Here is a 22287-nt window from a genome sequence, read left to right on the forward strand (position 1 = left end):
CAGCGAACTGCTCGCCTGGTCGATGATCATCGGCATCGGCGTCATCACCTTCCTCCTGCGCTTTGCGCCGCTCGCCCTGCTCGCGCGCCTGGAACTTGCCGGCTGGCTGCGGCAGGCCTTGCGCTATGTGCCGGCGGCGGTGATGGCGGCGATCATCGCGCCGCCGTTGTTTTTTGCCGTTGGCGCGCCTAACATTGTCCCCGACCTGCCGCGCATGGCGGCCGCCGCTCTGGCGGCACTCATTGCCTGGCGGACCCGCAACACCCTGTCAACCGTCGTTCTCGGCATGCTCGCCCTGTGGGCGCTGCAGGCCCTGCTCGGCTAGCCACCAAACCATCCGAGGGATATCGCCGACCATGCTGACCGAAGAACAGATCGCCGAAACCCGCGCCAGCCTGCGCGAACTCCAGGTCGAGCATCACGATCTGGATCAGGTCATCGACCACCTGATGCTAAACCCGCCAGCGGATGACCTGCTGGTCCGCCGACTAAAGAAACGCAAGTTGCTGCTCAAGGACCGCATCGTCGCCCTCGAGCACCTGCTGCAGCCGGACGCGCTCGCCTGAGCCTCTGCGCCGGGCACCCTCCGCGACCGCCCTCAGGCACGACATGGAACTCAGCGTCGCCGGCAGCCGCTGCCGCGTGGCCACCGGTGGCCGGCCCTGGCGACCCGGCAACTCACCGTCGCCGCCGCTGCTGCTGATCCACGGCGCCGCCAACGACGGTGACGCCTGGCTGCGGGTGGCCGCCGGCCTCGCCGCCGCCGGCTGCTGCGTGCTGGCCCCCGATCTGCCTGGTCACGGGCTCTCGGGCGGCCCGCCACTGGCGAGCATCGAGGCGCTCGCCGACTGGCTGCCGGCGCTGCTCGACGCGGCCGGCATCGACCGCGCCCTGCTGGTTGGGCACTCGATGGGCTCGCTCGTCGCCCTCGAGGGCGCCGCCCGCCATCCACGGCGTTGCAGCGGCCTGGCGCTGCTCGGCACCTCGGCGCCGATGCCGGTTGCCGACGCGCTGCTCGGTCGGGCGGCGAGCGCCCCCGACAGCGCCTACCGAATGATGAACGAGTATTCGCTGACGCCGCGTTTCCAGCTCCATGGCGGCGGCGGGCACGGCATCTGGGGCCCCGGGGCGAACCTGGCGATCATGCGCCGCAGCCCACGCGGCGTCCTCGCCATCGACCTCGCCAACTGCAACGAACATCTGCACGGCCTGGCAGCGGCGGCACGGGTGAACTGCCCGACGCTGCTGCTGGCTGCCCGCCGCGACCGCATGACGCCGCGGCGCAACCTGCCGCCGCTGCTGGCCGCCCTGCGCCAGGCGCGGTACGTCGAGATCGCCGATTGCGGACATGCGATGATGACCGAGAAACCGCAGGCAGTCATCGACGAACTCCTGCGCTTCCTGCCGCTGGTCGTCGCCGCCGCGACTACGGTGTCGCCGGCTGCGAGCGCGCCAGAACGATCACCGCCGCCAGGATGATCGTACCGCCGGCGAGTTGCCAGCCGCCGACCTGCTCACCGAGGAAGAACGCCGCCAGAATGACGGTGACCAGCGGTTCGAGGGTTGACAGCGTCGCGGCATCGGCGGCACCGAGACGCGCCATGCCGGCAAAGAAGGTGATCATCGCGACCACCGTCGACAACAGGGCGATGCCGCCGATCGCCGCCCAGGCGGCCGGCGAAACCGGAAAGGCGGGGCCCTGCCAGCAGACGATCAGGCCGAAGACGGCTGCCGCGGCAAGCATGATCACCGTCGACGAAGGCATCGCTCCGGCGAGCGGCGTCACCCGTTCGCCAACCAGGATGTAGATCGAGTAGATCATCGCCGCGGCGACACCAAGCAGGATGCCGAGTGGGCTGCCGGCGAGGCTGCCGCCAATCGCCATCGCGGTGCCGACCAGCGCCGCCGCCACGGCGAGCAGGCGCGGCAGCGACAGCCGGCGGCGGGCGATGACAGCGGCGAGGACGGTGACGATCGCCGGATAGAGGTAGAGCAGAAGGGCTGTCAGCCCCGCCGTCGCGTGCTGCAGGGCAGCAAAATAGCAGAACGACTGCCCGACGTAACCGAGGCCGCCCATCGCCACCAGCAACAGCAGCGTGCGGCCATGTGGCCAGCGCATGCCACGCAGGCGCATCAGCACGGCCATCAGGACGCCGGCGAGGGCAAAGCGCAGGAACAGCATGCTCGGCAGGTCGACGCCCTCGGCGTAGGCCAGCTTGGCGAGAATCGGCATGGCACCGAAGCCGGCCGCCGAGGCGACGATGCAGGCACAGCCGACGAGGCGCGTGTGCGCCGCGGCAGCCGCCGGCGCGAGCGGCGTGCCGGACGCCGGCACCGCCGCGGCAACGCCTTCCACACGGCGCGCGCGGGTACCTGCCGGCGCTGCCGCGCCCGGGTCAGCCACGGCCACCATCGGGCAGCGACTGGCGCGCCAGCCCCAGCACCCGCCACAACCAGCCCGGAGAATCGCGGCCGGTGAGCACATAGTCGAGCACGTTGCGGTTGTCGAGAGCGAGGTTCTGCGCCAGCTTGGCGGCCCGCGTGCCGGCAAAGAGGAGATCATCGCCCGGCTGCAGCAGCAGGTCGTCGGCCGGCAGCTCGTAGTCACGCCCGTCGCGAACGAGCAGCAGCGGCAGCAACGGCAGCGCTTCCTGGTGCGCTGCCGGATCGCGCTGCAGGGTTCCGAGCGCGATCGCTCCCTGCTCGATCATCAGCAGACGGTGCGCAGCGGGAGCCTCGGCAGCGTTCAGGCGAACGCCCCAGATCAGCGGCACGTTGCCGCCGCAAAGCCGTTCGAGCCGTCCACTGACGATCGCCGCGCGCTCCTCCGGCCAGGCCCGAACGAGGCGCAGAAAGCGGCTCAGCAGCGGCGAAGTGATCAGCGCGAGACACTCCCGGGCGACGATGCGCGAAGGAACCATCGTGAAATCGGCATCGTAGGCGTCGAACAGCACCTGATTCGCAACCCGGTTCTGGCGTGCGACGACGAACAGGTCCGGGTTGAGCTCCTTGGCCGTGATGGCGATCGACAGGTTGTTGGTGTCGTTGTCGCCGGCGGCGACGATGCCGACCGCGCTTTCGATTCCCGCCGCGCGCAGTGGCTCCGCTTCGGTACCCAGGCCGACGACGTGCCTGACGGCATTCGGCAGATCGGCCTCGAGCGAGATGACCGTCAGGCTGACTCCCTGCCGCTCCAGGTTGCGCACCACCGCCTGCCCGAAGCGGCCGTAACCGCAGACCACCCAGTCACCGGCCGGCGGATCGTGCCGCGCCGGCAGTTGCTGCCCCGCCAGACCGGTCAGGATGTCGACCAGACGGTACCAGTTCGGCGAATGGATCGCTTCTGCCAGATGGTCGGCGAACTTCTCGAAGTGATTGACCACGTAGTGCGTGCCGAAGGACATCATGTTGCGCTCGACCGACGGACTGGCGACGCGGGCAACGACCATCAGCCGCGGGTTGATGAGCCGGCTGGCGATCGCCACCGCCAGGTTGACGCCGTCGTCGTCGGTCATCGCCAGCACGCCGCGGCAGCTACGGTGCTGCAGGCCGGCGAGCAGCAGGTTCTGCGGCAGCGCCGCGTCGGCGCCGAGGACGAGAATGTCGGCGGCGAAGTCCTCGAGTTCGAGTTCCTGGATGCGCGCCTCGCTGCGCTCGATGGCGACGACGCGAACACCGTCTCGATCGAGCGCGCGCGCGATCAGCAGGCCGGTCTCGCCACAGCCGCAGAGGATGTAGAACGGCTCGCCGAGATGTCGCACGCGGCGCACGAAACGGCCGCTCAGCAGGACCTGCTGGAATCCCCTGTCCTGCACCAGCGTCAACAGGCTGATGATCGAGTACGACCAGCCGATCACCGAGAGGAAGATGACGGCCGTCACCCACATCCGCTGCGCCTCGGAAAAGGCCCCCGGCAGTTCGCCGAAACCGATCGTGCTCGCGGTGTAGCTGACGAAGTAGAAAGCGTGGAAGAAGCTCATCGGCGGTGCCGGCCGGCCTTCGGCATCGACCCCGGGAATCAGCGTCAGACCGAGCGTCGACACGGCATAGATGACAATCAGCACGATCAGCGGCGCGCGCATCCGCCGCAGGGCGAGGAAGAAGACGCTGGCGTTCATCTGGTCTGCGTCACGCGCGCGTCAGCGCCGCAACATCACCGTTTCGACGATCAGCAGGATGACCGAGACGACGTTGGCAAACAGCGCGCCGCCGCTCAGCGAGACGACGCTGGTGGTGACGTCGGCGGACATCCCCTCGCCGGTCACATGCACGGCAATCGCCCAGACGACGGCCGCCGCCACCAGTTGCAGGTCGGCCACCAGGCTGGTCGACAGGTGCACCGCGCCGATCTGTGTCCGGTCACCGAACTTCAGCACCGTCGCGATCAGGTTGACGACGATCGCCGCGAACAGCTCGTAGATGTGGTGATGCCGCGGCTCGTCGATGTCGCCGATGAAGAAGCCGAAGTTCAGCGTCGCCGCCAGCACGATGAAGAAACCGAAAACCACCTTCTCGAGGTTCATGGACCACCTTTCGCCGTCGCAACAAGCGGCCGCGCCGACCGCAGCCGCATGAGGGTGAAGGATACTCGCCCACAGGGGTGATGAAAACACTGACTCGGGCGCGCGGACCTTCGCTCAGGGGCGAAGGACCTCGGCCAACCGGGGCGCACGGGCCGCTGGCGAGGGCAAGTGGACGCCTGCACAGGCGGCAAGCCGGAGAAGACCGCTTGCCCTGCGGCGACAGCGCCATGCTGCACGACCCAGCCATGCGCGGGCCGGCGACACGACGGCAGCCGGCCGGCGGCTCGGCCGCGCCGGTCTGGCATCGATCCCCCGGCTGTCGTCGCGCACGGGCAGCAGGGAGGACTTATACTTCGCTTCTCGTCCGGCCAGATGTGAAGCCCGCATGGTCGCTTCCCTGTCATCGGCGGCCTCGACCGCGCCGTCGTTCCCGAACCGCCCGGTGCAGCACCGCACCGGTGCCGGCGTGGCTGTGGCCGATGGAACGACCGATGCCGCGCCGGCAGGCGAATCGGCTACCGACCGCCCGCCGGTTGCTGCCGCCAGCGCGCAGGAGAATGGTCAGATCTCCGAAGCCGATCGTCAGCGTCTGCAGAGCCTGCAGCGGAGCGACCGCCAGGTCCGGGCACACGAGATGGCGCACGTCGCCGCCGGCGGCAGCCTGGTGCGCAGCGGCGCCAGCTTCAGCTACGCCATCGGTCCCGATGGCCAGCGCTATGCGATCGGCGGCGAGGTCGCGATCGACACCTCGCCCGGACGCAATCCCGAGGAGACGCTCGACAAGGCGGCGCGGATCCGGGCTGCGGCAATGGCCCCGGCGGACCCCTCGCCGCAGGATCGGCACGTCGCGGCACTGGCGACACGCATGGCGATGCAGGCGAGCATGGAACTGGCGCTGCGGCGCGGCGACACGGCCGGTTCCACGGAGACGGCCGACAGCCGGGCAGCCAACGGCGCGACGGCGGCGGCCTATGCGGACGTCGCGGCGGCGGCTGCCGAAACGCCGGCAGCGACCATCGACCTCTTCGCCTGAGCACCGGGAACCAGCCATGGCCGAACATTCCGCCGAAGTCCTCTGGTTGCGCGGCGAGCAGCCGTTCCTCGACAGCCGCTACAGCCGCCGCCACCTGTTGCGCTTCGACGGTGGCATCGAGGTGCCGGCATCGTCATCGCCGCATGTCGTGCCGCTGCCCTTCTCCGATGCGGCGGCGGTAGATCCGGAAGAGGCCTTCGTCGCCTCGCTCGCGAGTTGCCACCTGCTCTGGTTCCTGGCGATCGCCGCCGGCTGCGGCTATCGGGTCGACCGCTACCGCGACCGGCCGACCGGAGTCATGGGCCGCAACGGCGAGGGGAAACTGGCGATGACGCTGGTCACCCTGCGGCCCGAGGTGTGCTTCTCGGGTGATCGCCTGCCGACGGACGACGAAATCCGGCGGATGCATCACGCGGCGCACGAGGAGTGCTTCATCGCCAGTTCTGTACGCTCGGAAGTCCGCTGCGAGCCGGTCCTCCAACCGCCGCGCGACTGACGCCCGCGACCGGGCGGCGACCGGCAGGCAACTACCCGCGATCGGCAACCGGGGACAGCCAGCCGACGCGTGCCTCGTCGCGGCCAGGAAAACAGTCGAAGTGGCGCTGCTGCAGTTGGCGTGTCATCAGGCCGGGGAGTCCGTCGCCGATGCGCCACCGGTCGATCTCCACCACCGGCGTGAGATCGGCGGCGGTACCGGTGGGGAGGACTTCGTCGGCGCAGTACGGTTCGTCGCGCGTGCTGCGCCGCGCCACCAGCGGCAGGCCCATGCCGCCGGCAATGTCGATGACGCTGCAGCGGGTGACGACAGCGTACGCTGCCCGCGGGCTCGGGCCAGTCGATGCCAGCGGCTTGCATCCAGGGGAGGAGCGGGTGGTGCAGCAGGGTAGCGCGGACGAGATGCCCGGGCTCGTCAAGTCCACCGACGCGGGCCGGGTAGTCGGGACTGCACACCGTCACCAGCACTTCGTCCGACATCTTGAAGCCTGGCAGGCCAGGCCACGGGCCGTCGCCAGGGCGGACGCCGGCGTCGACCTCGCCCGAGCGGATGGTGCCGAGCTGGGTCGATGTGGACAGAATCGGGGGCGACCGCCGGGTACTGGTGCTGGGAGTCGGCAAGGCGGCTGGCCAGCCACCTGCTGCCGATCGCCGGCGCGACGCTGACACGCAGTTCGTGCCGCGCGCCGCGCGCCGCGCGCGATGGCGGGCGGCGCCCGTTCGATGTCGGCAAGCGCGGCGCGGATGCCCGCCAGGTATGCCTCGCCCGGCGGCGTCAGGACGATGTTGCGGTTGAGGCACAGGAAGGGGCGGACGCCAAGATCGTCCTCGAGCTGTTTGATGCGATGACTGATCGCCGACTGGGTGACACACAGCTCGTCGGCTGCCTTGAGGAACGACTGCTGCCGCGCCGCCGCCGCGAAGGCCTCGCGAGAGGCATCGGCGGCAGACGGAAGGCCATCGCGCTCAGAGGCGACCGAGCACGACCTCGGCGACGAAACGACTGCCGATGTAGGCCAGCAGCAGGACCATGAAGCCGGCGAGGGTCCAGCGCAGCGCGATGCGCCCGCGCCAGCCATAGACACGACGACCGACCAGCAACGCGGCGAAGATTCCCCACGAGGCGAAGGCAAAGAGCGTCTTGTGGTCGAGCACCGCCGCCTTGCCGAAGATCTCCTCCGAGAACCAGACACCGCTGACCAGGGCGACGGTCAGCAGACAGAAGGCGACCGTGATCATGCGGAACAGCAGCGCCTCCATGGTCAGGATCGGCGGCAGGCTGCTGAGACTGCGGGTCATCGACCGCTGGTGCAGCTTGCGTTCGGCAAAACCCATGAAGACCGCGTGCAGCGCCGACAGGGTGAACAGGCTGTAGGCGAGCATCGCCGCAAGGAAATGGACCAGGAAGCCCCAGCCGCCGGCATGTCCGATGACGCGCAACTGCGGGAAGATGGCAGGCGCCGCCGCGCCAGCTGCGGCCAGCGGCAGGACCATCGGCTGCAGGCCGTCCATGCGCGAGCGGAAGCTCTCCAGCCAGTAGATCAGTACCGCCAGCCAGAGCATCAGCGACAGCGCGTAGCTGAACGAAAAGCGCATGCCGCTGCCACCGAAGACACCCTGGTAAAGGCCGAAGCCCTGGATCAGCATCGCGACGACGATCGCAGCCCGTTCCCAAGGCTGCATCGGCAAGGTCACCAGCGAGCGCTCCTTCTCACGCCAGCGCGTGTGCCAGAAGTGGATCCCGAGGGCCGCGTAGAGCAGTGACGAAACGACGTGCGGCAGCAGGTGCAGTAGAATGTCGGGCATTTTTTGAGTTTACACCAAGCCGGAATCCAGATGCTCGACAACCTGACCCAACGCCTTTCCCGCGTCATGAAGACGCTGCGCGGTGAAGCACGCCTGACCGAGTCCAACATCGCGGATGCCTTGCGCGAGGTCCGCCTCGCCCTGCTTGAGGCCGATGTCGCCCTGCCCGCAGTCAAGCACCTGATCGCCGCAGTAAAGGAGAAGGCGGTCGGCGAGGAAGTCATCGGCTCGCTGAGCCCGGGGCAGGCACTGGTGGGCGTCGTGCACCGCGAGTTGACGCAACTGATGGGCGAGGCGCACGCGGGCCTCAACCTGGCGACGCAGCCGCCGGCGATCGTCCTCATGGCCGGCCTGCAGGGATCGGGCAAGACGACCACCGTCGCCAAGCTGGCCAAGTTGCTGCGCGAGACGCAGAAGAAGAAGGTCCTGGTCGTCTCCTGCGACGTCTATCGGCCAGCCGCCATCGAGCAGTTGCGGACCGTCGCCGCCCAGGCCGGCGTCGATTTCTTTCCGTCGGCCGGCAACGAGAAGCCGATCGATATCGCGCGCAACGCGGTCGACTGGGCAAGACGCCACTACCACGACGTGCTGCTGGTCGACACCGCCGGCCGCCTGTCGATCGACGAGGCGATGATGAAGGAGATCGCCGAGCTGCATGCGGCGATCCGGCCGATCGAGACGCTCTTCGTCGTCGATGCGATGCAGGGACAGGACGCGATCAATACCGCCCGCGCCTTCAACGAGGCCTTGCCGCTGACCGGTGTCATCCTGACCAAGCTCGACGGCGATGCGCGCGGCGGTGCCGCGCTGTCGGTGCGCCATGTCACCGGGCGGCCGATCAAGTACGCCGGCGTCGGCGAGAAGCTGACCGGCATCGAGCCCTTCCATCCAGAACGAATGGCCTCGCGCATTCTCGGTATGGGCGACGTCCTGTCGCTGATCGAGGAAGCCAGGAAGGGAATCGACGAAGAGAAGGCGATCGAGTTCGCGCGCAAGCTGAAGTCGGGCAAGACCTTCGATCTCAATGACTTCAAGGACCAGATCAGCCAGATGCGCAAGATGGGCGGGCTGTCGTCGATGCTCGAGAAACTGCCGGCGCAGTTCTCGCAGGCGGCTGGTCAGTTGCCTGCCGGTGGTGAGGAGAAGGCGGTGGCACGCATCGAGGGAATCATCAACTCGATGACGCCCGCCGAGCGCAGCCACCCCGAACTGCTCAAGGCTGCCCGCAAGCGGCGCGTGGCGCAGGGTGCCGGCGTGCAGGTGCAGGAGGTCAACCGCCTGCTGAAGCAGTTCGAACAGACGCAGAAGATGATGAAGCAGTTCTCGCGCGGCGGCATGGGGCAACTCATGCGCGGCCTCAAGGGCATGTTGCCGGGGATGCGCTGACGGCGCCGGAGCCGGCGGGATGCCGTGTCAGCGCATGGCCAGGTTGCGCTTGCTGTAGGACCAGTGGTTCTGCCAGGCGGCGCGAACCATGTTCGGGTACTGCGGCTGGCCGAGGCTGCCATTGTAGCGGCCAAGCGCCCGGTAGAGATCACCCCGTTCGATGTCGAGATAGTGGCGCAGGATGGTGCAGCCGTAACGCAGGTTGGTGCGCAGGTGGAAGAGATTGTCCTCGCTGCCGCCGACGAGCTTGACCCAGAACGGCATCACCTGCATGAAGCCACGAGCACCGGCCGTCGACACGGCATACTTCTTGAAGCCGCTCTCGACCTGGATCAGGCCGAGGATGAGTTGCGGATCGAGCCCGGCGCGCGTCGCCTCGTAATGCACGGCGCGCAGGAAGTCCAGGCGCGTGTCGCGGTCCGGAATGCGTTTCTCGAGCCGCTGCGACATCTCGCTCAGCCAGCCGATGGCCTCCGCCGAATCCGTGAATGAGCTGCGTTGCGGCGCCCGATCGGACACCGTGCGCGAGAGTGCGGCCTGCACGCTCGCCGAGAGCGGCTCGTACCTCTGCGCTCCGGCCTGCACCGCCAGCGGCAAGAGCAGGGCAGCGAGAGCGATCAGGCAACGCACAGTCGGTCCTTGATGAAGCGAACGATCTCGGCCCTGGCGACCATCTGCGGCTCTGCGTCGAGGCGTCCCTTGTACTCGAAGCGGCCTTCGGCAAGACCGCGCTCGCCGACCACCACCCGGTGCGGCACGCCGATCAGCTCCATTTCGGCGAACATCACACCCGGCCTTTCGTTGCGGTCATCGAGCAGGACGTCGACGCCGGCGTCGACCAGTTCGGCGTAGAGCGCATCGGCAGCCGTCTTGACGGCAGCGCTCTTGCCATATCCCATCGGGACGATGCACACGGCGAAAGGCGCGATCGCCGCCGGGAAGACGATGCCGCGCTCGTCGTGACCCTGTTCGATGGCGGCACCGACGATGCGGGTGACGCCGATGCCGTAGCAGCCCATCTCCATGATCCGGCTCTGCCCCGCTTCATCTAGGAAGCCGCATTTCAGCGCCTCGGCGTACTTCGTCCGCAGCTGGAAGATGTGGCCGACCTCGATGCCGCGACAGAGCTCCAGGCGGCCCTGACCATCGGGCGACGGATCGCCGGCGACGACGTTGCGCAGGTCGCCGACCAGCGCCGGCTCCGGCAGATCGCGAGCGAAATTCACCCCGGTGAGGTGAAACCCTGCCTCGTTGGCACCGCAGACGAAGTCGCTCATCACTGCCACGCTGCGGTCGGCATGGACCGCGATGCCGCTGCTGCCGACCGGACCGATGTACCCCGGCTGACAGCCGAGCGCAGCCAGAATCTCGTCGTCGCGCGCGAAGCGGAATTCGCCGAGAAGCTTCTGTGCCTTCAGCTCGTTCAGGCTGTGATCGCCGCGCAGCAGGATCAGCGCGAAACCGCCGCTGCCACCCTCACTGCCGGCCAGCACGATCGCGATCGCCTTCACCGTCGTGCTCAGTGCAACCCCCAGCAACTCGGCCACGTCTTCGCAGCGCGTGCGACCGGGCGTCGCCACCTTTTGCATGGTGCTGCGGGAAGGCAGGCGACCACCAGCCGGCGCCAGCGCTTCCGCCAACTCGACGTTGGCTGCGTAATCGGACGTCGGACAGTACGCCAGCGCGTCCTCGCCCGAGTCGGCAAGAACGTGGAACTCGTGCGAGCCGGTGCCGCCAATCGAGCCGGTGTCGGCGGCGACGGCACGGAACTTGAGTCCGAGCCGATCGAAGATGCGCGTGTAGGTCGCGAACATGTTGCGATACTCGCGCTGCAGGTCGTCGAAGCTGGCGTGAAACGAATAGCCGTCCTTCATCAGGAACTCGCGCCCGCGCATGACGCCGAAGCGGGGCCTGATCTCGTCGCGGAACTTGACCTGGATCTGGTAGAAGTGGAGGGGCAGTTGACGGTAGCTCCTGACCTCGCGACGAACGACGTCGGTGATGACCTCCTCATGCGTCGGACCGATGACGAAATCCCGCTGGTGCCGATCCTTGCAGCGCAGGAGCTCGGGACCGTACTTCTCCCAGCGCCCGGATTCCTGCCACAGCTCGCCCGGCTGCACGGCCGGCATCGACAGCTCGATGGCACCGGCGCGATTCATCTCCTCGCGAACGATCGCCTCGACCTTGCGCACGACGCGCAAACCGATCGGCATCCAGGTGTAGATGCCACCCGCCAGTCGCTTGATCATGCCGGCGCGCAGCATGAGCCTGTGGCTGACCACCTCGGCGTCGGCGGGCGCCTCCTTGAGCGTTGACAGAAAGAACCGGGAAGTGCGCATCGGGATCGGCTGTGGATTAAAAGCTCGATTCTACTGGACAGACGCCCGAATGGGGCACCCCGGCGGCAGCAACCGCCCACGACGCCGTACGGCAGGCCGGAACTCGCGCACGACGAAGGCCGTGAGACCACCCGAGACCACCCCACCTCATTCGTCGCGGCGCTTTGCAAGCCTCCGGAAATGTGGAAGAATGCACTCAACGATTTGATTTGCAGGTGTCGGAAATGCTTGACCGTGAAGGCTACCGCCCGAACGTCGGCATCATTCTTTGCAACGCCAGAAACGAGGTCTTCTGGGGCAAGCGGATACGAGAACATTCATGGCAGTTCCCGCAGGGCGGCATCAAGCGGGGCGAGACGCCCGAGCAGGCAATGTACCGGGAACTGCATGAAGAGATCGGCCTGCTGCCCGAGCACGTGCTCGTTCTCGGCCGGACCAAGGACTGGTTGCGCTACGACGTGCCAACCCACTGGGTAAGAAGGGAGTGGCGTGGCAGCTATCGTGGACAGAAACAGATCTGGTTCCTGCTGCGCCTGATCGGTCGCGACTGCGACGTATCACTGCGTGCCTGCGATCATCCCGAGTTCGACGCCTGGCGCTGGAACAGCTACTGGGTCTCACTCGACGCGGTGATCGAGTTCAAGCGCCGGGTCTACGAGCAGGCGTTGAACGAGCTGGCCCGTTTCCTAAATGCAGATGGTCGCCGCGCCCAGCGTACAGCCGCCACATTCCGCTCGGCGCCGCCCACCGGCCTGCCCGGGAAGGAATGACGTTGCCCACAGCCGTTCTCCCGCGCAGTGCTGCTTCCGCCCGGTGGTTCCCCGGCGCTCGCCATGCGCACTGGCTGCTGGCTGCGCTTCTCGCCTTGCCGTTGACGGGCCGGACGGAAGACTACGACGCCGATGGTGAACAGCGGCCTGCCGCAGAGCCGGAAGTCGAGTTGCCCGCCTTTCCGCAAACGGAGAACCTGCTGCCGTTCACCGTCAGCGCGACGACCAACAACCAGTTCCTGATCGACGGCAGTTCGCTCAGCGTCGGCAGCGACGGCGTCACCCGCTACACGCTGGTGATCGTCAGCTCCTCCGGGGCACGCAACGTCAGCTACGAGGGGATGAAATGCACGACCGGCGAACGTCGGCTCTACGCGCTCGGCCGTGCCGACGGGACTTGGGCCCGGGCACGCAACGACCGCTGGGTACGGATCACGAACAGCACGCTCAACCGGCATCATGCTGCTCTCTTCTCGGACTATTTCTGTCCGATCATGGTCGTGCAGCAGACGCCCGAACAGCTGCTCGACACGTTGCGGCACGGCGGTCACCCCGCGCTGCGCGTCAGACCTTAGCTGGCCGCCGGCACAGCGACAGGCGTGGCCGGCGAAGCGGAAGGCGAAGCATGCCGTACCCCGTCTAACCCTTTGCTCTGCCGACAGGCGGCAAGGCATTGGCATGCGTATTCAGCCGGCAGCGCGACCCGCAGCGGCAACGGAACGCCTGGAGGAGGAATGATCAGCGATCGATTCATCATCGAGTTCGACAAGGCCTTGCGCACGCTGTGCGCACCGGCTTCGACGGTGCGCGAAGTGCCGGGCAGCAGCGAGCCGGAAGCTGCCATGTCGGCGGCCGAGAAGGCGCATGCGGCGGCCCTGATGCGCGTCAACCACGTTGGCGAGATCTGTGCGCAGGCGCTGTATCAGGGCCAATCGCTGACGTCGCGCCAGGCTGACGTCAGTCAGGCGCTCGAGCAGGCAGCGCGCGAAGAAACCGAACATCTGGCGTGGACCGAACGTCGGCTGGCTGAACTGGGCGGCCGCAGCAGCCTGCTCAACCCGGTCTGGTACGTCGGCGCACTGGCCATCGGCGTCGTTGCCGGCAAGCTGGGAGACGACTGGAGCCTCGGCTTCCTCGCCGAAACCGAGCGCCAGGTCGAGGCTCACCTCGACAGTCACCTCAGCGAACTGCCCGATGAGGACGCGCGGTCGCGGGCGATCGTCGCCCAGATGCGGCGTGACGAGATCGCGCACGCCGCGACGGCGGTGCGGCTGGGCGCGCGCGAGCTCCCGGCGGCGGCGGTGAAGGCAATGCAGCTTGCGGCGCGGACGATGACGCGAACCGCCTACTACGTCTAGGTTTCGATGATCTCGAAATCGTGGGTGATGGCAGCCGTCTTGCCAAGCATGATCGAAGCCGAGCAGTACTTATCCTTCGACAGTTCGATCGCCCGCGCCACAGCATCCGGCTTCAGCTGCCTGCCGCTGACGCGGAAGTGGAAATGGATGCTGGTGAACACCCGTGGTTCGCTCTCCGCCCGCTCCGCGTGCAAGCTCACCTCGCAGCCGGTGACGGCTTGGCGCCCCTTCTTCAGGATCAGCACGACGTCGTAGGCGGTGCAACCGCCGGTGCCGGCGAGCAGCAGTTCCATCGGCCGCGGTGCCAGGTTGCGCCCGCCTGCCTCGGGAGCACCGTCCATCACCAGCGCATGATTGCTGCCCGTCTCTGCCAGAAACGACATCCCGCTGCCAGTCCACTTCACCGTACACTCCATTTTTCCTCCTTGTCTTCGGAACCCTTGACCTGCCGGCCCGATTGTAGCCGCAAGTCCGCCACCACGGCCCACCGGTACATGCTGCACCGCAACATGCCGAACGAGAGAAGAACGCCCAGGCGGAACGGCAGGCGTTGCACATAGTGAAAAGCTTCTCAGGAAAATTATCCAAACTAATGGATATTAAAAGGCTTCCGCAATTTCAATGGATCACACCGCTAGCCCGAAAAAAACCATGGCGCAACGCACAAAAAATAGTTGACCTTTGCTCTCGGAGCGGCCATAATCTCTTCAACGTAATCACTTGCAGCGGGGACCTCCCTCCTACTCACCTTGTCTCCTCCACCCTCCTCGTTTGGTGTGGATTTAGCGCGGCTCCCAGGAGTCGCGCTTTTTTTTGTGCTCTTCGCATCCGCTCGCCACGGCAACCTCCGGCAGCCGCCGGGCCCAACTACCGCGCCTTGCACGGGATGCAGGCAGTCGGCTCGATGAGGCGAATGAGCAATTGACACCGATCCCGGACTTGCAATAACATGCTGGGCTTTCCGTTATCAGGCAAAAGGACGGCGTTTTTGATGAAGACTTTCTCCGCCAAGCCGCATGAAGTAACGCGAGAGTGGCTCCTGGTTGATGCTACCGACAAGGTGCTCGGTCGACTGGCCACCGAGATCGCGCGCCGCTTGCGCGGCAAGCACAAGCCCATATTCACCCCGCACGTCGATACCGGCGACTACATCGTCGTCACCAACGTCGAGAAGTTGCGCGTCACGGGCAACAAGGCCGAGGACAAGAAGTACTACCGGCACTCGGGCTACCCCGGCGGCCTTTACGAAACGAACTTCACCAAGATGCAGCAACGCTTCCCGGAACGTATCCTGCAACAGGCCGTGAAGGGCATGCTGCCGAAGGGCCCGCTCGGTTACGCGATGCTCAAGAAGATGAAGTGCTACGCGGGCGCAACACATCCACATGCTGCGCAGCAGCCAAAGGTTGTCGAACTCTAAGGGCTCATGATGGCAGACAATTATTTCTATGGCACCGGGCGGCGGAAGAGCGCGGTAGCGCGCGTCTTCATGAAGCGCGGAAGCGGCAAGTTCGTGGTCAACGGCAAGCCGGTGGACGATTTCTTCTCGCGCGTCACTGGCCGCATGATCGTCCGGCAGCCACTGCACCTGATCGAGCAGCCGAACGATTTCGACATCCTGGTCAATGTCTCGGGTGGCGGCGAATCGGGGCAGGCCGGAGCCGTGCGTCATGGCATCACGCGCGCCCTGATCGCCTACGATCTCGCGCTCAAGCCCGTGCTGTCCAAGGCAGGCTTTGTCGCTCGCGACGCGCGTGAAGTCGAGCGCAAGAAGGTCGGTTTCCACAAGGCACGTCGCCGCAAGCAGTTCTCGAAGCGCTGAGCCGTTTCGGCAACGCAACGAAAGCCGCCCAAGGGCGGCTTTCGTGTGTTCGGAAGCTGTCAAGCCACCACTCAACGCAATTGCGGAGGCCAGGATGATCAGAGTCGGCATCGTCGGCGGCACCGGTTACACCGGTGTCGAGCTGTTGCGCCTGCTGGCGCGGCACCCGGAAGTTCAGATTGCCAGCATCACCTCGCGCGGCGATGCCGGTACCGATGTCACGCAGATGTTTCCCAACCTGCGCGGACGATTGCGGCTTCGTTTCGAGGATCCGGCCACGGCCAACCTCAAGAGCTGCGACGTCGTCTTCTTCGCCACACCGAACGGCGTGGCGATGGCGCAGGCGCCGGCGCTGCTCGATGCCGGTGTGCGCGTCATCGATCTTGCTGCCGACTACCGCATCAGCGATGTCGCCGACTGGAGCCGCTGGTACGGGATGCAGCATGCGAGCCCGGAATGGGTCGGCAAGGCCGTGTACGGACTACCGGAAATGAACCGCGCAGCGATCCGCAATGCGCGCCTGGTGGCCAACCCCGGCTGCTATCCGACCGCCGTCCAACTCGGCTTCATGCCACTCCTCGAGCGAGGGCTGGTCGAACCCGACCATCTCATCGCCGATGCCAAGTCCGGCGTTTCGGGCGCCGGCCGCAAGGCCGAGGTGGCAACCCTTTTCGCCGAAGCTTCGGACAACTTCAAGGCCTATGCCGTTCCCGGACACCGGCACCTGCCCGAGATCCGCCAAGGCCTCTCGGCGATGGCCGGCAAACCGGTCGGGCTGACTTTCGTGCCGCACCTGACTCCGATGATTCGTGGCATCCATGCCACGCTCTACGCCCGCATCGGGACCGAAGCCGACTTCCAGGCGCTGTTCGCGGAGCGCTACCGCGACGAGCCTTTTGTCGACGTCCTGCCAGCGGGCTCGCACCCCGACACGCGCTCGGTGCGCGCCGCCAACACCTGCCGGATCGCCGTCCACCGGCCGCAAGGCGGGGCGATCGTCGTCGTTCTTGCGGTGATCGACAATCTCGTCAAGGGTGCTGCCGGACAGGCCGTCCAGAATCTGAACATCATGTTCGGCCTCCCCGAAACGGTCGGTCTGCAGCAGATCGCCGTGCTCCCCTGAACGCGCGCTTCGTGGCGCGGCAGCGCAAAGCCCGCCGCCGGCCCGAAGCGGTCGGTCAGCGTGCGCTCTCCCGGCAGGACCGCCGGCGGTCAAAGGTGCTATGATTCGCCGCCAGCGCTGGACGGCGCGCCGCGTTGCCCGCTCGCTGCGGCGGACGCTGCGCCACGACAGACGAACAGGACGGTCCGTCCCCGGTCCGCGGCCCTGCCGACCACAGGCGGCACCCACTGCCCGCCGAGCCTTTCCCGGCAACGGCGCCGGGGCGATTGTGCTCGGTCATGAACTCGCCGCGGTGACCGCTGTCCACTGGCGGACAACAAGTGAACACATTTCGGAGAAATATTGATGAATGTAGCGACGGAAATGCCCATGCCTTTCGTTTTCACCGACAGCGCGGCCGGCAAGGTAAGGGAACTGATCGAAGAAGAGGGCAACCCGGACCTCAAGTTGCGCGTCTTCGTCACCGGCGGCGGCTGCTCGGGCTTCCAGTATGGCTTCACCTTTGACGAGGTGGCGAACGACGACGACACGGCACTGCAGAAGAACGGCGTCACGCTGCTGGTCGATCCGATGAGTTATCAGTACCTGGTCGGTGCCGAAATCGATTACACCGAGGGACTGGAGGGTTCGCAGTTCGTGATCAAGAACCCGAACGCTTCATCGACCTGCGGCTGCGGCTCTTCGTTCTCGGTCTAGGCCAGCCGACGGCGGCGGGAGACAGACGCCCCGCCGCGCTGGCGGCACCCGGGCGCGCCCTTTTGGCGCCGCCCGCAACGATGTCACGACGTCGCGCTGCGGCGCGCTCGCCTGTTTTTCTTCACCCCTCGTGCAGCAGACTTGCCAGCGTCGCCAGCAGTACCGCAGCGCATGCCCCGTGAGCAACCGCCAGCCCGAGGCTGAAGCCCGCAAGTACCGTCAGGATGCCGAGGGAAGCCGTCGCAGCGAGCATAAACAGCAGCAGCGCCGCGGCCCGCCGCCGATGCTCGGCACCGGACAACGCCTGCAGTCCCGCCGTGCCAAGAAGCAGCAGCGTCGCCAGGGCTGCGTAGCGATGCAGCAGGTGCAGGTTGACACCGGCCGGATCGCCTGGCAGCGGGGCCGCCTGCAGCACGGCAAGCGTCTGCAGAGCCGGCCAGCCTGCCGCCTCGGGCCACCACCTGCCGTCACAGTCGGGAAAGCTGGTACACGCTGGCGCCATGTAACTGGCGCCGATCAGCGCGCCGAGGATGACCGTCAGCGTCAGGCACGCCGCTCCAAGACGCAGCAGCACGGTTGGCGCTCCCCCTCGCTGCAGGATCATCGGCGGCGGCTCGCTGGCCAGTGCCACCCGCCAGGAGAAGCTGACCAGCCCAAGGCCGCCGAGGATGTTCAACAGGTTCACCAGAGTCAACCGCGGGTCCGAGCTCCAGATGCCGAGTGCCGACAGCGCCAGCATGAGGAACAGGAGCAATGTTGCCGGCAACGCCACCGGGCCCATTGGCGGTGGCCGCCAGCACTTCCAGACGAGAACACAGGCGAGCAACAGCGACAGTGAAGCAACGCCGCGGTGCAGCAGACGTGCCAGCCCGTACTCGGGTCCTGCCGGCGGCAGCGCCAGCAGCCGCGCGTAGCAGGCAGGCCAGTCGGCACAACCGAGGCCGGCGCCGTCGAGCCGCAGATAGGCGCTGACGACAACGACCAGCAGGGACAACGCGGTCAGCAGACGCGCCAGCACACTGATTCGCCGCCGACGAAGGCCCTGACTGAAGTTCATCTGGCGTGACCGGAAGCGTACTGTGGCAGGCGGAGTTCGTGGTTCAGCCAGAGCAGCAGGGCAAGAACGACCATCGCCCCCCCCTGATGCGCCGCCCCCAGAGCCACCGGTACCGCCAGCAACAGCGTCGCGATGCCGAGGCCGATCTGCGCGAACACCCCGAGCAGCAACAGGGCCACCGCCAGGCGTGCCCTGTTCGAGACCGCCGCCCGGCGCGTCTTCCACCATAACCACGGGACGAAAAAGACCAGCAGCCAGGCGCCCAGGCGATGGTCGAACTGCACCAGCGCCATATTGTTGAAGAAGTTGAGGTACCAGGGATCGATGATGAAGCTCTCCGGTGGCAACACATGCCCGTTCATCAGCGGGAAGCTGTTGTAGGCCTTGCCGGCGCGAATGCCGGCGACGAAACCGCCGCTGACCACCATGTAACCGACGAGGACCGTCAGCCAGAAGCCGGTGCGCTGCAGGCTTCTCACCGCCGCATCGTGCGTCGCCCCGCGTGGCGGGGAGAGGAGATCCAGCGCCACCCAGAACATGGCGATGAAGATCAGGAAGGCCAGCGACAGATGCGCCGTCAGCCGATAGTGGCTGACCCGCGGATCATCGACCAGTCCGCTCTTCACCATGTACCAGCCCATCGCCCCCTGCAGCCCACCAAGAAGGAAAATGCCGACGAGCTTCGGCACCAGTGCCGGCTCGAGCTTGCCGCGCCACCAGAAGTACAGCAAGGGCAGCAGGAAGACGACGCCGATCAGTCGTCCCAGGACGCGGTGCACGTACTCCCAGAAGAAAATGCCCTTGAACTCGTCGAGCGTCATCCTGTGGTTGACCTGTAGGTATTCCGGCGTCTGCCTGTACTTCTCGAAAGTCTCTTCCCACTGCGCCTGGTCGAGGGGCGGAATGACACCGACGATCGGCTGCCATTCGACGATCGACAGTCCGGAATGAGTCAGGCGGGTGACGCCGCCGACCACAAGGATGGCAAAGACCATCGCACTGCAGACCAGCAGCCAGGCCGCGACGTGTCGACGAGCGACTGTATCCATGACAGGGTTACCGACTTCCGGAAAGGGGGAGGAGGCGCGAATTATATGCGCATCGGAATGAGCAGTGGGCAGCCGCCTGCAGGCCCACCCGGATGCGACGATCGGCCGCAGCCACAGCAGCGAAATGCCGATGATTGCTGGCCTGGACGGGCATTGCAGGTGGCCGGGGTTCTTGACGTGCATCAAATCAATCGACCGGCGCCTACGGGTATTCTTCGGGCAATTGTGCCCGGCAGGGCCAAGATTTTCGACGTTATCTGCAATCTGGCCGCGCCGCGAGCGCATCTCAGCGATGGAGGGTACAACTATGGCCGACAACAACGATGGCGACATTCCGTTCATGCAGAGGCTGCTGGACAACCATTTCCTGCTTCTCTTCCTCGGAGTTGCGTCACCCGGACTGCTCTACATCCTGTGGGGCATCATCGACATCATGAACACGCCGCTCGCCAGATAAGTCGTTCAGCCACATCAGGGAGATTCCAAACATGAGTGCAATTCTGCCGCCATCCGAGCGGCTCTGGTGGAAGCAGCCCATCGACAAGGTCGAATGGGCGTGGATCGCGATCGCCTTCGTCTGGGGCATGATCATGTTCGCGATGATGATTTACTGGCACATCTACGGCAAGCAGAACCTGTCGAACGAGGCCTACAAGACCACACCCGAGTTGTTCGCCGCCAAGGCCGAGAAGTTCATTGCCGAGAACACCATCCGCACCGAGACCGAGCGAAACATCCCGGTGGTCAAGGTTCCGGCCGGTGGCGACGGCTACCTGATTGCCCGCCTGTGGGACTGGTACCCGATTCTCGAGTTGGAGAAGGGCCAGACCTACAAGATCCATCTGTCGTCCCTCGACTACAACCACGGCTTCTCGCTGCAACCGGTGAACATCAACATCCAGGTGATCCCGGGCTACGAGCACGTCGTCAAGATGACCCCGACGAAGGAAGGCACCTACGCCATCGTCTGCAACGAATACTGCGGCATCGGCCACCACTCGATGCTCGGCCGTATCTACGTGAAATAAGGGGGGAACAAACAGATGGCAACGACTTACCGTACCTGTCCCGTCTCCGGGCTGCAGTTCGAGGACCAGGCCGAGAAGCTGATGCGCTGGAACGCCGTCGCCGGCGTCCTCTGGCTGCTGGTCGGCGGCATCACGGCGCTGCTGGTGATCCTCACCCGCTGGCCAGCGATCAAGCTGCTGCCGGCCGACCAGTTCTACCTGATCCTGACCGCGCACGGCATCGACATGCTGATCCTGTGGATCCTGTTCTTCGAGATGGCAGTGCTCTACTTCGCCTCATCGACACTGCTCAGGTGCCGGCTGGCAACGCCAAAGATCGCCTGGCTGGGTTTCTGGCTGATGGTCGTCGGTGGCATCATGGCCAACGTCGCGATCTTCCAGGGCGAGTCGAGCGTCATGTTCACCTCCTACGTCCCGATGCAGGCGGCTTGGCACTTCTACCTCGGCATCATCCTAGTCGCCGTCGGCGCGCTGCTCGGCACCGCCGTGTTCTTCGGTACGCTGGTCGTCGCCAAGCGCGACAGGACCTACCAGGGCTCGCTGCCACTGGTCACCTTCGGCGCGCTGACGGCGGCGATCATCGCCACCTTCACCATCCTGGCAGGTGCCGGCATCCTCGTACCGACCTTCTTCTGGTCGATCGGCCTGATCAAGGAAATCGACGCCCAGTTGTACCGCATGGTGTGGTGGGGTCTCGGGCACTCGTCGCAGCAGATCAACGTCGCGGCACACGTCTCTGTCTGGTACCTGACCGCCGCCGTGATCTTCGGCGCCAAGCCGCTGTCCGAGAAAGTGTCGCGCTTCGCCTTCCTGCTCTACATCCTCTTCCTGCAGCTCGCCAGTGCGCACCACCTGCTCTCCGACCCCGGCATGAGCGCCGAGTGGAAGGTGCTCAACACCTCCTATTTCATGTACTTCGCGGTGATGGCGTCGATGATCCACGGTTTCACGGTTCCCGGCGCAATCGAAGCGGCCCAGCGGCGCAAGGGCTACACCAACGGCCTGTTCGAATGGCTGCGCAAGGCGCCATGGGGCAACCCGGTGTTCTCCGGCATGTTCATCTCGCTCGTCAGCTTCGGCTTCCTGGGTGGCATCTCCGGTGTCGTCCTCGGTACCGAGCAGATCAACATGCTGATGCACAACACCTTCTACGTGCCGGGCCACTTCCACACCACGGTCGTCACCGGTACGACACTGGCCTTCATGGCGATCACCTACCTGCTCGTACCGGTCCTGTTCCGGCGTGAGATGATCCTGCCGAAGCTCTGCCAGATCCAGCCCTACCTGTTCGGCATCAGCATGTCGGTCCTCGGCCTGGTGATGATGGGCGCCGGTACGCTCGGCGTCTCGCGCCGCCACTGGGACATGGCCTTCTCGGGCGCACCGTTCCAGTATGAGTGGCCGGGTGCTGCCTATCTGATGATGGGGCTGACCGGGATTTTCGGTGTCATCGCCGTGATCGGTGGCGGCCTGTGGATCCTGCTCGTGGTCGGTTCGCTGCTCTTCGGCAAGAAGCTCGACGGAGGCAGGGTCTCCGACAAGCCGACGCCGATCCCGGCAGCGACCCCGGCGGCTTCGGCCGTGGCGCACGGCAGCGAGCACGTCGGCGTCCCCGGCACCGTCGTCCTCGCCCTGCTGCTCTTCGTCTCCTTCGTGTTGTACTATTTCGTGAACTGGAAGTACCTGTCGGAAGTCTGGCTGTTGAGCTGATCCGGCAACCGTCCCCGCGCCGCCAGCGCGGGGACCTGCCTCAATCGGGCTTGGCCAACAGGCCCGATTCAAGCAGGGGCTCCATCCCA

27 protein-coding genes are annotated in these 22287 nt (G+C 66.1%); 16 read left to right on the top strand and 11 right to left on the bottom strand.

Annotated features, from left to right (window positions below; translation table 11 throughout):
- The first annotated feature begins 7 nt into the window (after positions 1–7).
- Genes HT579_16145 through HT579_16155 form a run of 3 tightly spaced genes read left to right on the top strand, consistent with a single transcriptional unit; the run spans position 8 to position 1479 of the window.
- Positions 8–325, top strand: a complete 318-nt coding sequence (locus HT579_16145; protein ID QKS31673.1) for an AzlD domain-containing protein — start codon at positions 8–10, stop codon at positions 323–325.
- A 31-nt stretch (positions 326–356) separates the two neighbouring features.
- On the top strand, positions 357–566 hold the full coding sequence (locus tag HT579_16150) for a DUF465 domain-containing protein (GenBank protein QKS30310.1): 210 nt from the start codon (positions 357–359) through the stop codon (positions 564–566).
- Between the two features lie 43 nt (positions 567–609).
- Positions 610–1479, top strand: coding sequence for an alpha/beta hydrolase (locus tag HT579_16155; GenBank protein ID QKS30311.1), 870 nt, complete (start codon positions 610–612; stop codon positions 1477–1479).
- Here the strand turns inward: HT579_16155 and HT579_16160 are convergent.
- Genes HT579_16160 through HT579_16170 form a run of 3 tightly spaced genes read right to left on the bottom strand, consistent with a single transcriptional unit; the run spans position 1427 to position 4523 of the window.
- Positions 1427–2413 (bottom strand): DMT family transporter, encoded by a 987-nt coding sequence (locus HT579_16160; protein QKS30312.1) that lies wholly within the window; start codon positions 2411–2413, stop codon positions 1427–1429. The two genes, HT579_16155 and HT579_16160, sit on opposite strands and share 53 nt — an antisense overlap.
- On the bottom strand, positions 2397–4118 hold the full coding sequence (locus HT579_16165; GenBank protein ID QKS30313.1) for an NAD-binding protein: 1722 nt from the start codon (positions 4116–4118) through the stop codon (positions 2397–2399). Before HT579_16165 ends, HT579_16160 begins: the two co-directional genes overlap by 17 nt.
- 21 nt (positions 4119–4139) lie before the next feature.
- Positions 4140–4523: a hypothetical protein gene (locus HT579_16170; GenBank protein ID QKS30314.1), complete on the bottom strand. Its 384-nt coding sequence runs from the start codon at positions 4521–4523 to the stop codon at positions 4140–4142.
- A gap of 385 nt (positions 4524–4908) precedes the next feature.
- Here HT579_16170 and HT579_16175 point away from each other — a divergent pair, with 385 nt between their 5' ends.
- Together HT579_16175 and HT579_16180 are read left to right on the top strand one after the other, a co-directional pair.
- Entirely contained in the window at positions 4909–5556 is a 648-nt protein-coding gene (locus tag HT579_16175; protein QKS30315.1) for a hypothetical protein, read from the top strand.
- A 16-nt stretch (positions 5557–5572) separates the two neighbouring features.
- Positions 5573–6052 (top strand): OsmC family protein, encoded by a 480-nt coding sequence (locus tag HT579_16180; GenBank protein QKS30316.1) that lies wholly within the window; start codon positions 5573–5575, stop codon positions 6050–6052.
- 31 nt (positions 6053–6083) lie between these two features.
- Here the strand turns inward: HT579_16180 and HT579_16185 are convergent, their stop codons facing one another.
- From HT579_16185 to ccsA, 3 genes are read right to left on the bottom strand one after another with little or no spacing between them, the layout of a single operon-like run.
- Positions 6084–6476 carry a hypothetical protein gene (locus HT579_16185; GenBank protein ID QKS30317.1) on the bottom strand — a complete coding sequence of 131 codons (393 nt, stop codon included), beginning with the start codon at positions 6474–6476 and terminating at the stop codon, positions 6084–6086.
- Positions 6477–6509: 33 nt separating this feature from the next.
- Positions 6510–7136, bottom strand: coding sequence for a LysR family transcriptional regulator (locus HT579_16190; GenBank protein ID QKS30318.1), 627 nt, complete (start codon positions 7134–7136; stop codon positions 6510–6512).
- Positions 7018–7857, bottom strand: coding sequence for a cytochrome c biogenesis protein CcsA (gene ccsA, locus HT579_16195; protein ID QKS30319.1), 840 nt, complete (start codon positions 7855–7857; stop codon positions 7018–7020). The genes HT579_16190 and ccsA overlap by 119 nt, the downstream gene beginning before the upstream one ends.
- A gap of 30 nt (positions 7858–7887) precedes the next feature.
- Here ccsA and ffh point away from each other — a divergent pair, with 30 nt between their 5' ends.
- Positions 7888–9243: a signal recognition particle protein gene (ffh, locus tag HT579_16200; protein QKS30320.1), complete on the top strand. Its 1356-nt coding sequence runs from the start codon at positions 7888–7890 to the stop codon at positions 9241–9243.
- A 27-nt stretch (positions 9244–9270) separates the two neighbouring features.
- Here ffh and HT579_16205 read toward each other — a convergent pair whose 3' ends face one another.
- Both HT579_16205 and HT579_16210 read right to left on the bottom strand, forming a co-directional pair.
- Positions 9271–9873, bottom strand: coding sequence for a lytic transglycosylase domain-containing protein (locus HT579_16205; protein QKS30321.1), 603 nt, complete (start codon positions 9871–9873; stop codon positions 9271–9273).
- Positions 9861–11585, bottom strand: a complete 1725-nt coding sequence (locus HT579_16210) for a proline--tRNA ligase (GenBank protein ID QKS30322.1) — start codon at positions 11583–11585, stop codon at positions 9861–9863. The genes HT579_16205 and HT579_16210 overlap by 13 nt, the downstream gene beginning before the upstream one ends.
- A gap of 224 nt (positions 11586–11809) precedes the next feature.
- Here HT579_16210 and HT579_16215 point away from each other — a divergent pair, with 224 nt between their 5' ends.
- From HT579_16215 to coq7, 3 genes are all read left to right on the top strand, one after another.
- On the top strand, positions 11810–12355 hold the full coding sequence (locus HT579_16215; GenBank protein QKS30323.1) for an RNA pyrophosphohydrolase: 546 nt from the start codon (positions 11810–11812) through the stop codon (positions 12353–12355).
- A complete protein-coding gene (locus HT579_16220) occupies positions 12352–12930 on the top strand; it encodes a CNP1-like family protein (protein ID QKS30324.1) in 579 nt (192 codons plus the stop codon). Before HT579_16215 ends, HT579_16220 begins: the two co-directional genes overlap by 4 nt.
- Before the next feature lie 162 nt (positions 12931–13092).
- Positions 13093–13713, top strand: a complete 621-nt coding sequence (coq7, locus tag HT579_16225; protein ID QKS31674.1) for a 2-polyprenyl-3-methyl-6-methoxy-1,4-benzoquinone monooxygenase — start codon at positions 13093–13095, stop codon at positions 13711–13713.
- Here the strand turns inward: coq7 and HT579_16230 are convergent.
- On the bottom strand, positions 13710–14129 hold the full coding sequence (locus tag HT579_16230) for an OsmC family protein (protein ID QKS30325.1): 420 nt from the start codon (positions 14127–14129) through the stop codon (positions 13710–13712). The two genes, coq7 and HT579_16230, sit on opposite strands and share 4 nt — an antisense overlap.
- 575 nt (positions 14130–14704) lie before the next feature.
- On the opposite strand from HT579_16230, the gene rplM reads away from it, so the two are divergent.
- The 4 genes from rplM (at position 14705) to erpA (ending at position 17354) form a co-directional block, all read left to right on the top strand.
- Positions 14705–15133, top strand: coding sequence for a 50S ribosomal protein L13 (gene rplM, locus HT579_16235; protein ID QKS30326.1), 429 nt, complete (start codon positions 14705–14707; stop codon positions 15131–15133).
- Between the two features lie 9 nt (positions 15134–15142).
- Positions 15143–15535, top strand: a complete 393-nt coding sequence (rpsI, locus tag HT579_16240; protein QKS31675.1) for a 30S ribosomal protein S9 — start codon at positions 15143–15145, stop codon at positions 15533–15535.
- Positions 15536–15629: 94 nt separating this feature from the next.
- Entirely contained in the window at positions 15630–16658 is a 1029-nt protein-coding gene (locus HT579_16245) for an N-acetyl-gamma-glutamyl-phosphate reductase (protein QKS30327.1), read from the top strand.
- Between the two features lie 345 nt (positions 16659–17003).
- The gene (gene erpA, locus HT579_16250) at positions 17004–17354 is read left to right on the top strand and encodes an iron-sulfur cluster insertion protein ErpA (GenBank protein QKS30328.1); all 351 of its coding nucleotides are present in this window, start codon (positions 17004–17006) and stop codon (positions 17352–17354) included.
- Between the two features lie 121 nt (positions 17355–17475).
- On the opposite strand, the gene HT579_16255 is transcribed toward erpA, so the two are convergent.
- On the bottom strand, positions 17476–18411 hold the full coding sequence (locus HT579_16255; GenBank protein ID QKS30329.1) for a COX15/CtaA family protein: 936 nt from the start codon (positions 18409–18411) through the stop codon (positions 17476–17478).
- A complete protein-coding gene (locus HT579_16260; protein QKS30330.1) occupies positions 18408–19460 on the bottom strand; it encodes a COX15/CtaA family protein in 1053 nt (350 codons plus the stop codon). The genes HT579_16255 and HT579_16260 overlap by 4 nt, the downstream gene beginning before the upstream one ends.
- Before the next feature lie 307 nt (positions 19461–19767).
- Here HT579_16260 and HT579_16265 point away from each other — a divergent pair, with 307 nt between their 5' ends.
- From HT579_16265 to HT579_16275, 3 genes are read left to right on the top strand one after another with little or no spacing between them, the layout of a single operon-like run.
- Positions 19768–19917, top strand: coding sequence for a hypothetical protein (locus tag HT579_16265; GenBank protein ID QKS30331.1), 150 nt, complete (start codon positions 19768–19770; stop codon positions 19915–19917).
- 31 nt (positions 19918–19948) lie between these two features.
- Positions 19949–20488: a cytochrome C oxidase subunit II gene (locus tag HT579_16270; protein ID QKS30332.1), complete on the top strand. Its 540-nt coding sequence runs from the start codon at positions 19949–19951 to the stop codon at positions 20486–20488.
- Between the two features lie 15 nt (positions 20489–20503).
- Complete coding sequence (locus HT579_16275; protein QKS30333.1) at positions 20504–22198, top strand: cbb3-type cytochrome c oxidase subunit I; 1695 nt, start codon at positions 20504–20506, stop codon at positions 22196–22198.
- Positions 22199–22287 lie beyond the last annotated feature (89 nt).

Origin of the sequence: Candidatus Accumulibacter similis (genome assembly GCA_013347225.1) — a bacterium.
GTDB classification, from domain to species: domain Bacteria; phylum Pseudomonadota; class Gammaproteobacteria; order Burkholderiales; family Rhodocyclaceae; genus Accumulibacter; species Accumulibacter similis.

What these genes read in the sequence shown, in the direction of transcription:
- HT579_16150 (QKS30310.1), top strand. Translation starts at nt 357, where the DNA reads ATGCTGACCGAAGAACAGATCGCCGAAACCCGCGCCAGCCTGCGCGAA.
- HT579_16155 (QKS30311.1), top strand. Translation starts at nt 610, where the DNA reads ATGGAACTCAGCGTCGCCGGCAGCCGCTGCCGCGTGGCCACCGGTGGC.
- HT579_16160 (QKS30312.1), bottom strand. Translation starts at nt 2,413, where the DNA reads ATGGTGGCCGTGGCTGACCCGGGCGCGGCAGCGCCGGCAGGTACCCGC.
- HT579_16165 (QKS30313.1), bottom strand. Translation starts at nt 4,118, where the DNA reads ATGAACGCCAGCGTCTTCTTCCTCGCCCTGCGGCGGATGCGCGCGCCG.
- HT579_16170 (QKS30314.1), bottom strand. Translation starts at nt 4,523, where the DNA reads ATGAACCTCGAGAAGGTGGTTTTCGGTTTCTTCATCGTGCTGGCGGCG.
- HT579_16175 (QKS30315.1), top strand. Translation starts at nt 4,909, where the DNA reads ATGGTCGCTTCCCTGTCATCGGCGGCCTCGACCGCGCCGTCGTTCCCG.
- HT579_16180 (QKS30316.1), top strand. Translation starts at nt 5,573, where the DNA reads ATGGCCGAACATTCCGCCGAAGTCCTCTGGTTGCGCGGCGAGCAGCCG.
- ccsA (QKS30319.1), bottom strand. Translation starts at nt 7,857, where the DNA reads ATGCCCGACATTCTACTGCACCTGCTGCCGCACGTCGTTTCGTCACTG.
- ffh (QKS30320.1), top strand. Translation starts at nt 7,888, where the DNA reads ATGCTCGACAACCTGACCCAACGCCTTTCCCGCGTCATGAAGACGCTG.
- HT579_16210 (QKS30322.1), bottom strand. Translation starts at nt 11,585, where the DNA reads ATGCGCACTTCCCGGTTCTTTCTGTCAACGCTCAAGGAGGCGCCCGCC.
- HT579_16215 (QKS30323.1), top strand. Translation starts at nt 11,810, where the DNA reads ATGCTTGACCGTGAAGGCTACCGCCCGAACGTCGGCATCATTCTTTGC.
- HT579_16220 (QKS30324.1), top strand. Translation starts at nt 12,352, where the DNA reads ATGACGTTGCCCACAGCCGTTCTCCCGCGCAGTGCTGCTTCCGCCCGG.
- HT579_16230 (QKS30325.1), bottom strand. Translation starts at nt 14,129, where the DNA reads ATGGAGTGTACGGTGAAGTGGACTGGCAGCGGGATGTCGTTTCTGGCA.
- rplM (QKS30326.1), top strand. Translation starts at nt 14,705, where the DNA reads ATGAAGACTTTCTCCGCCAAGCCGCATGAAGTAACGCGAGAGTGGCTC.
- rpsI (QKS31675.1), top strand. Translation starts at nt 15,143, where the DNA reads ATGGCAGACAATTATTTCTATGGCACCGGGCGGCGGAAGAGCGCGGTA.
- HT579_16245 (QKS30327.1), top strand. Translation starts at nt 15,630, where the DNA reads ATGATCAGAGTCGGCATCGTCGGCGGCACCGGTTACACCGGTGTCGAG.
- erpA (QKS30328.1), top strand. Translation starts at nt 17,004, where the DNA reads ATGAATGTAGCGACGGAAATGCCCATGCCTTTCGTTTTCACCGACAGC.
- HT579_16255 (QKS30329.1), bottom strand. Translation starts at nt 18,411, where the DNA reads ATGAACTTCAGTCAGGGCCTTCGTCGGCGGCGAATCAGTGTGCTGGCG.
- HT579_16260 (QKS30330.1), bottom strand. Translation starts at nt 19,460, where the DNA reads ATGGATACAGTCGCTCGTCGACACGTCGCGGCCTGGCTGCTGGTCTGC.
- HT579_16265 (QKS30331.1), top strand. Translation starts at nt 19,768, where the DNA reads ATGGCCGACAACAACGATGGCGACATTCCGTTCATGCAGAGGCTGCTG.
- HT579_16270 (QKS30332.1), top strand. Translation starts at nt 19,949, where the DNA reads ATGAGTGCAATTCTGCCGCCATCCGAGCGGCTCTGGTGGAAGCAGCCC.
- HT579_16275 (QKS30333.1), top strand. Translation starts at nt 20,504, where the DNA reads ATGGCAACGACTTACCGTACCTGTCCCGTCTCCGGGCTGCAGTTCGAG.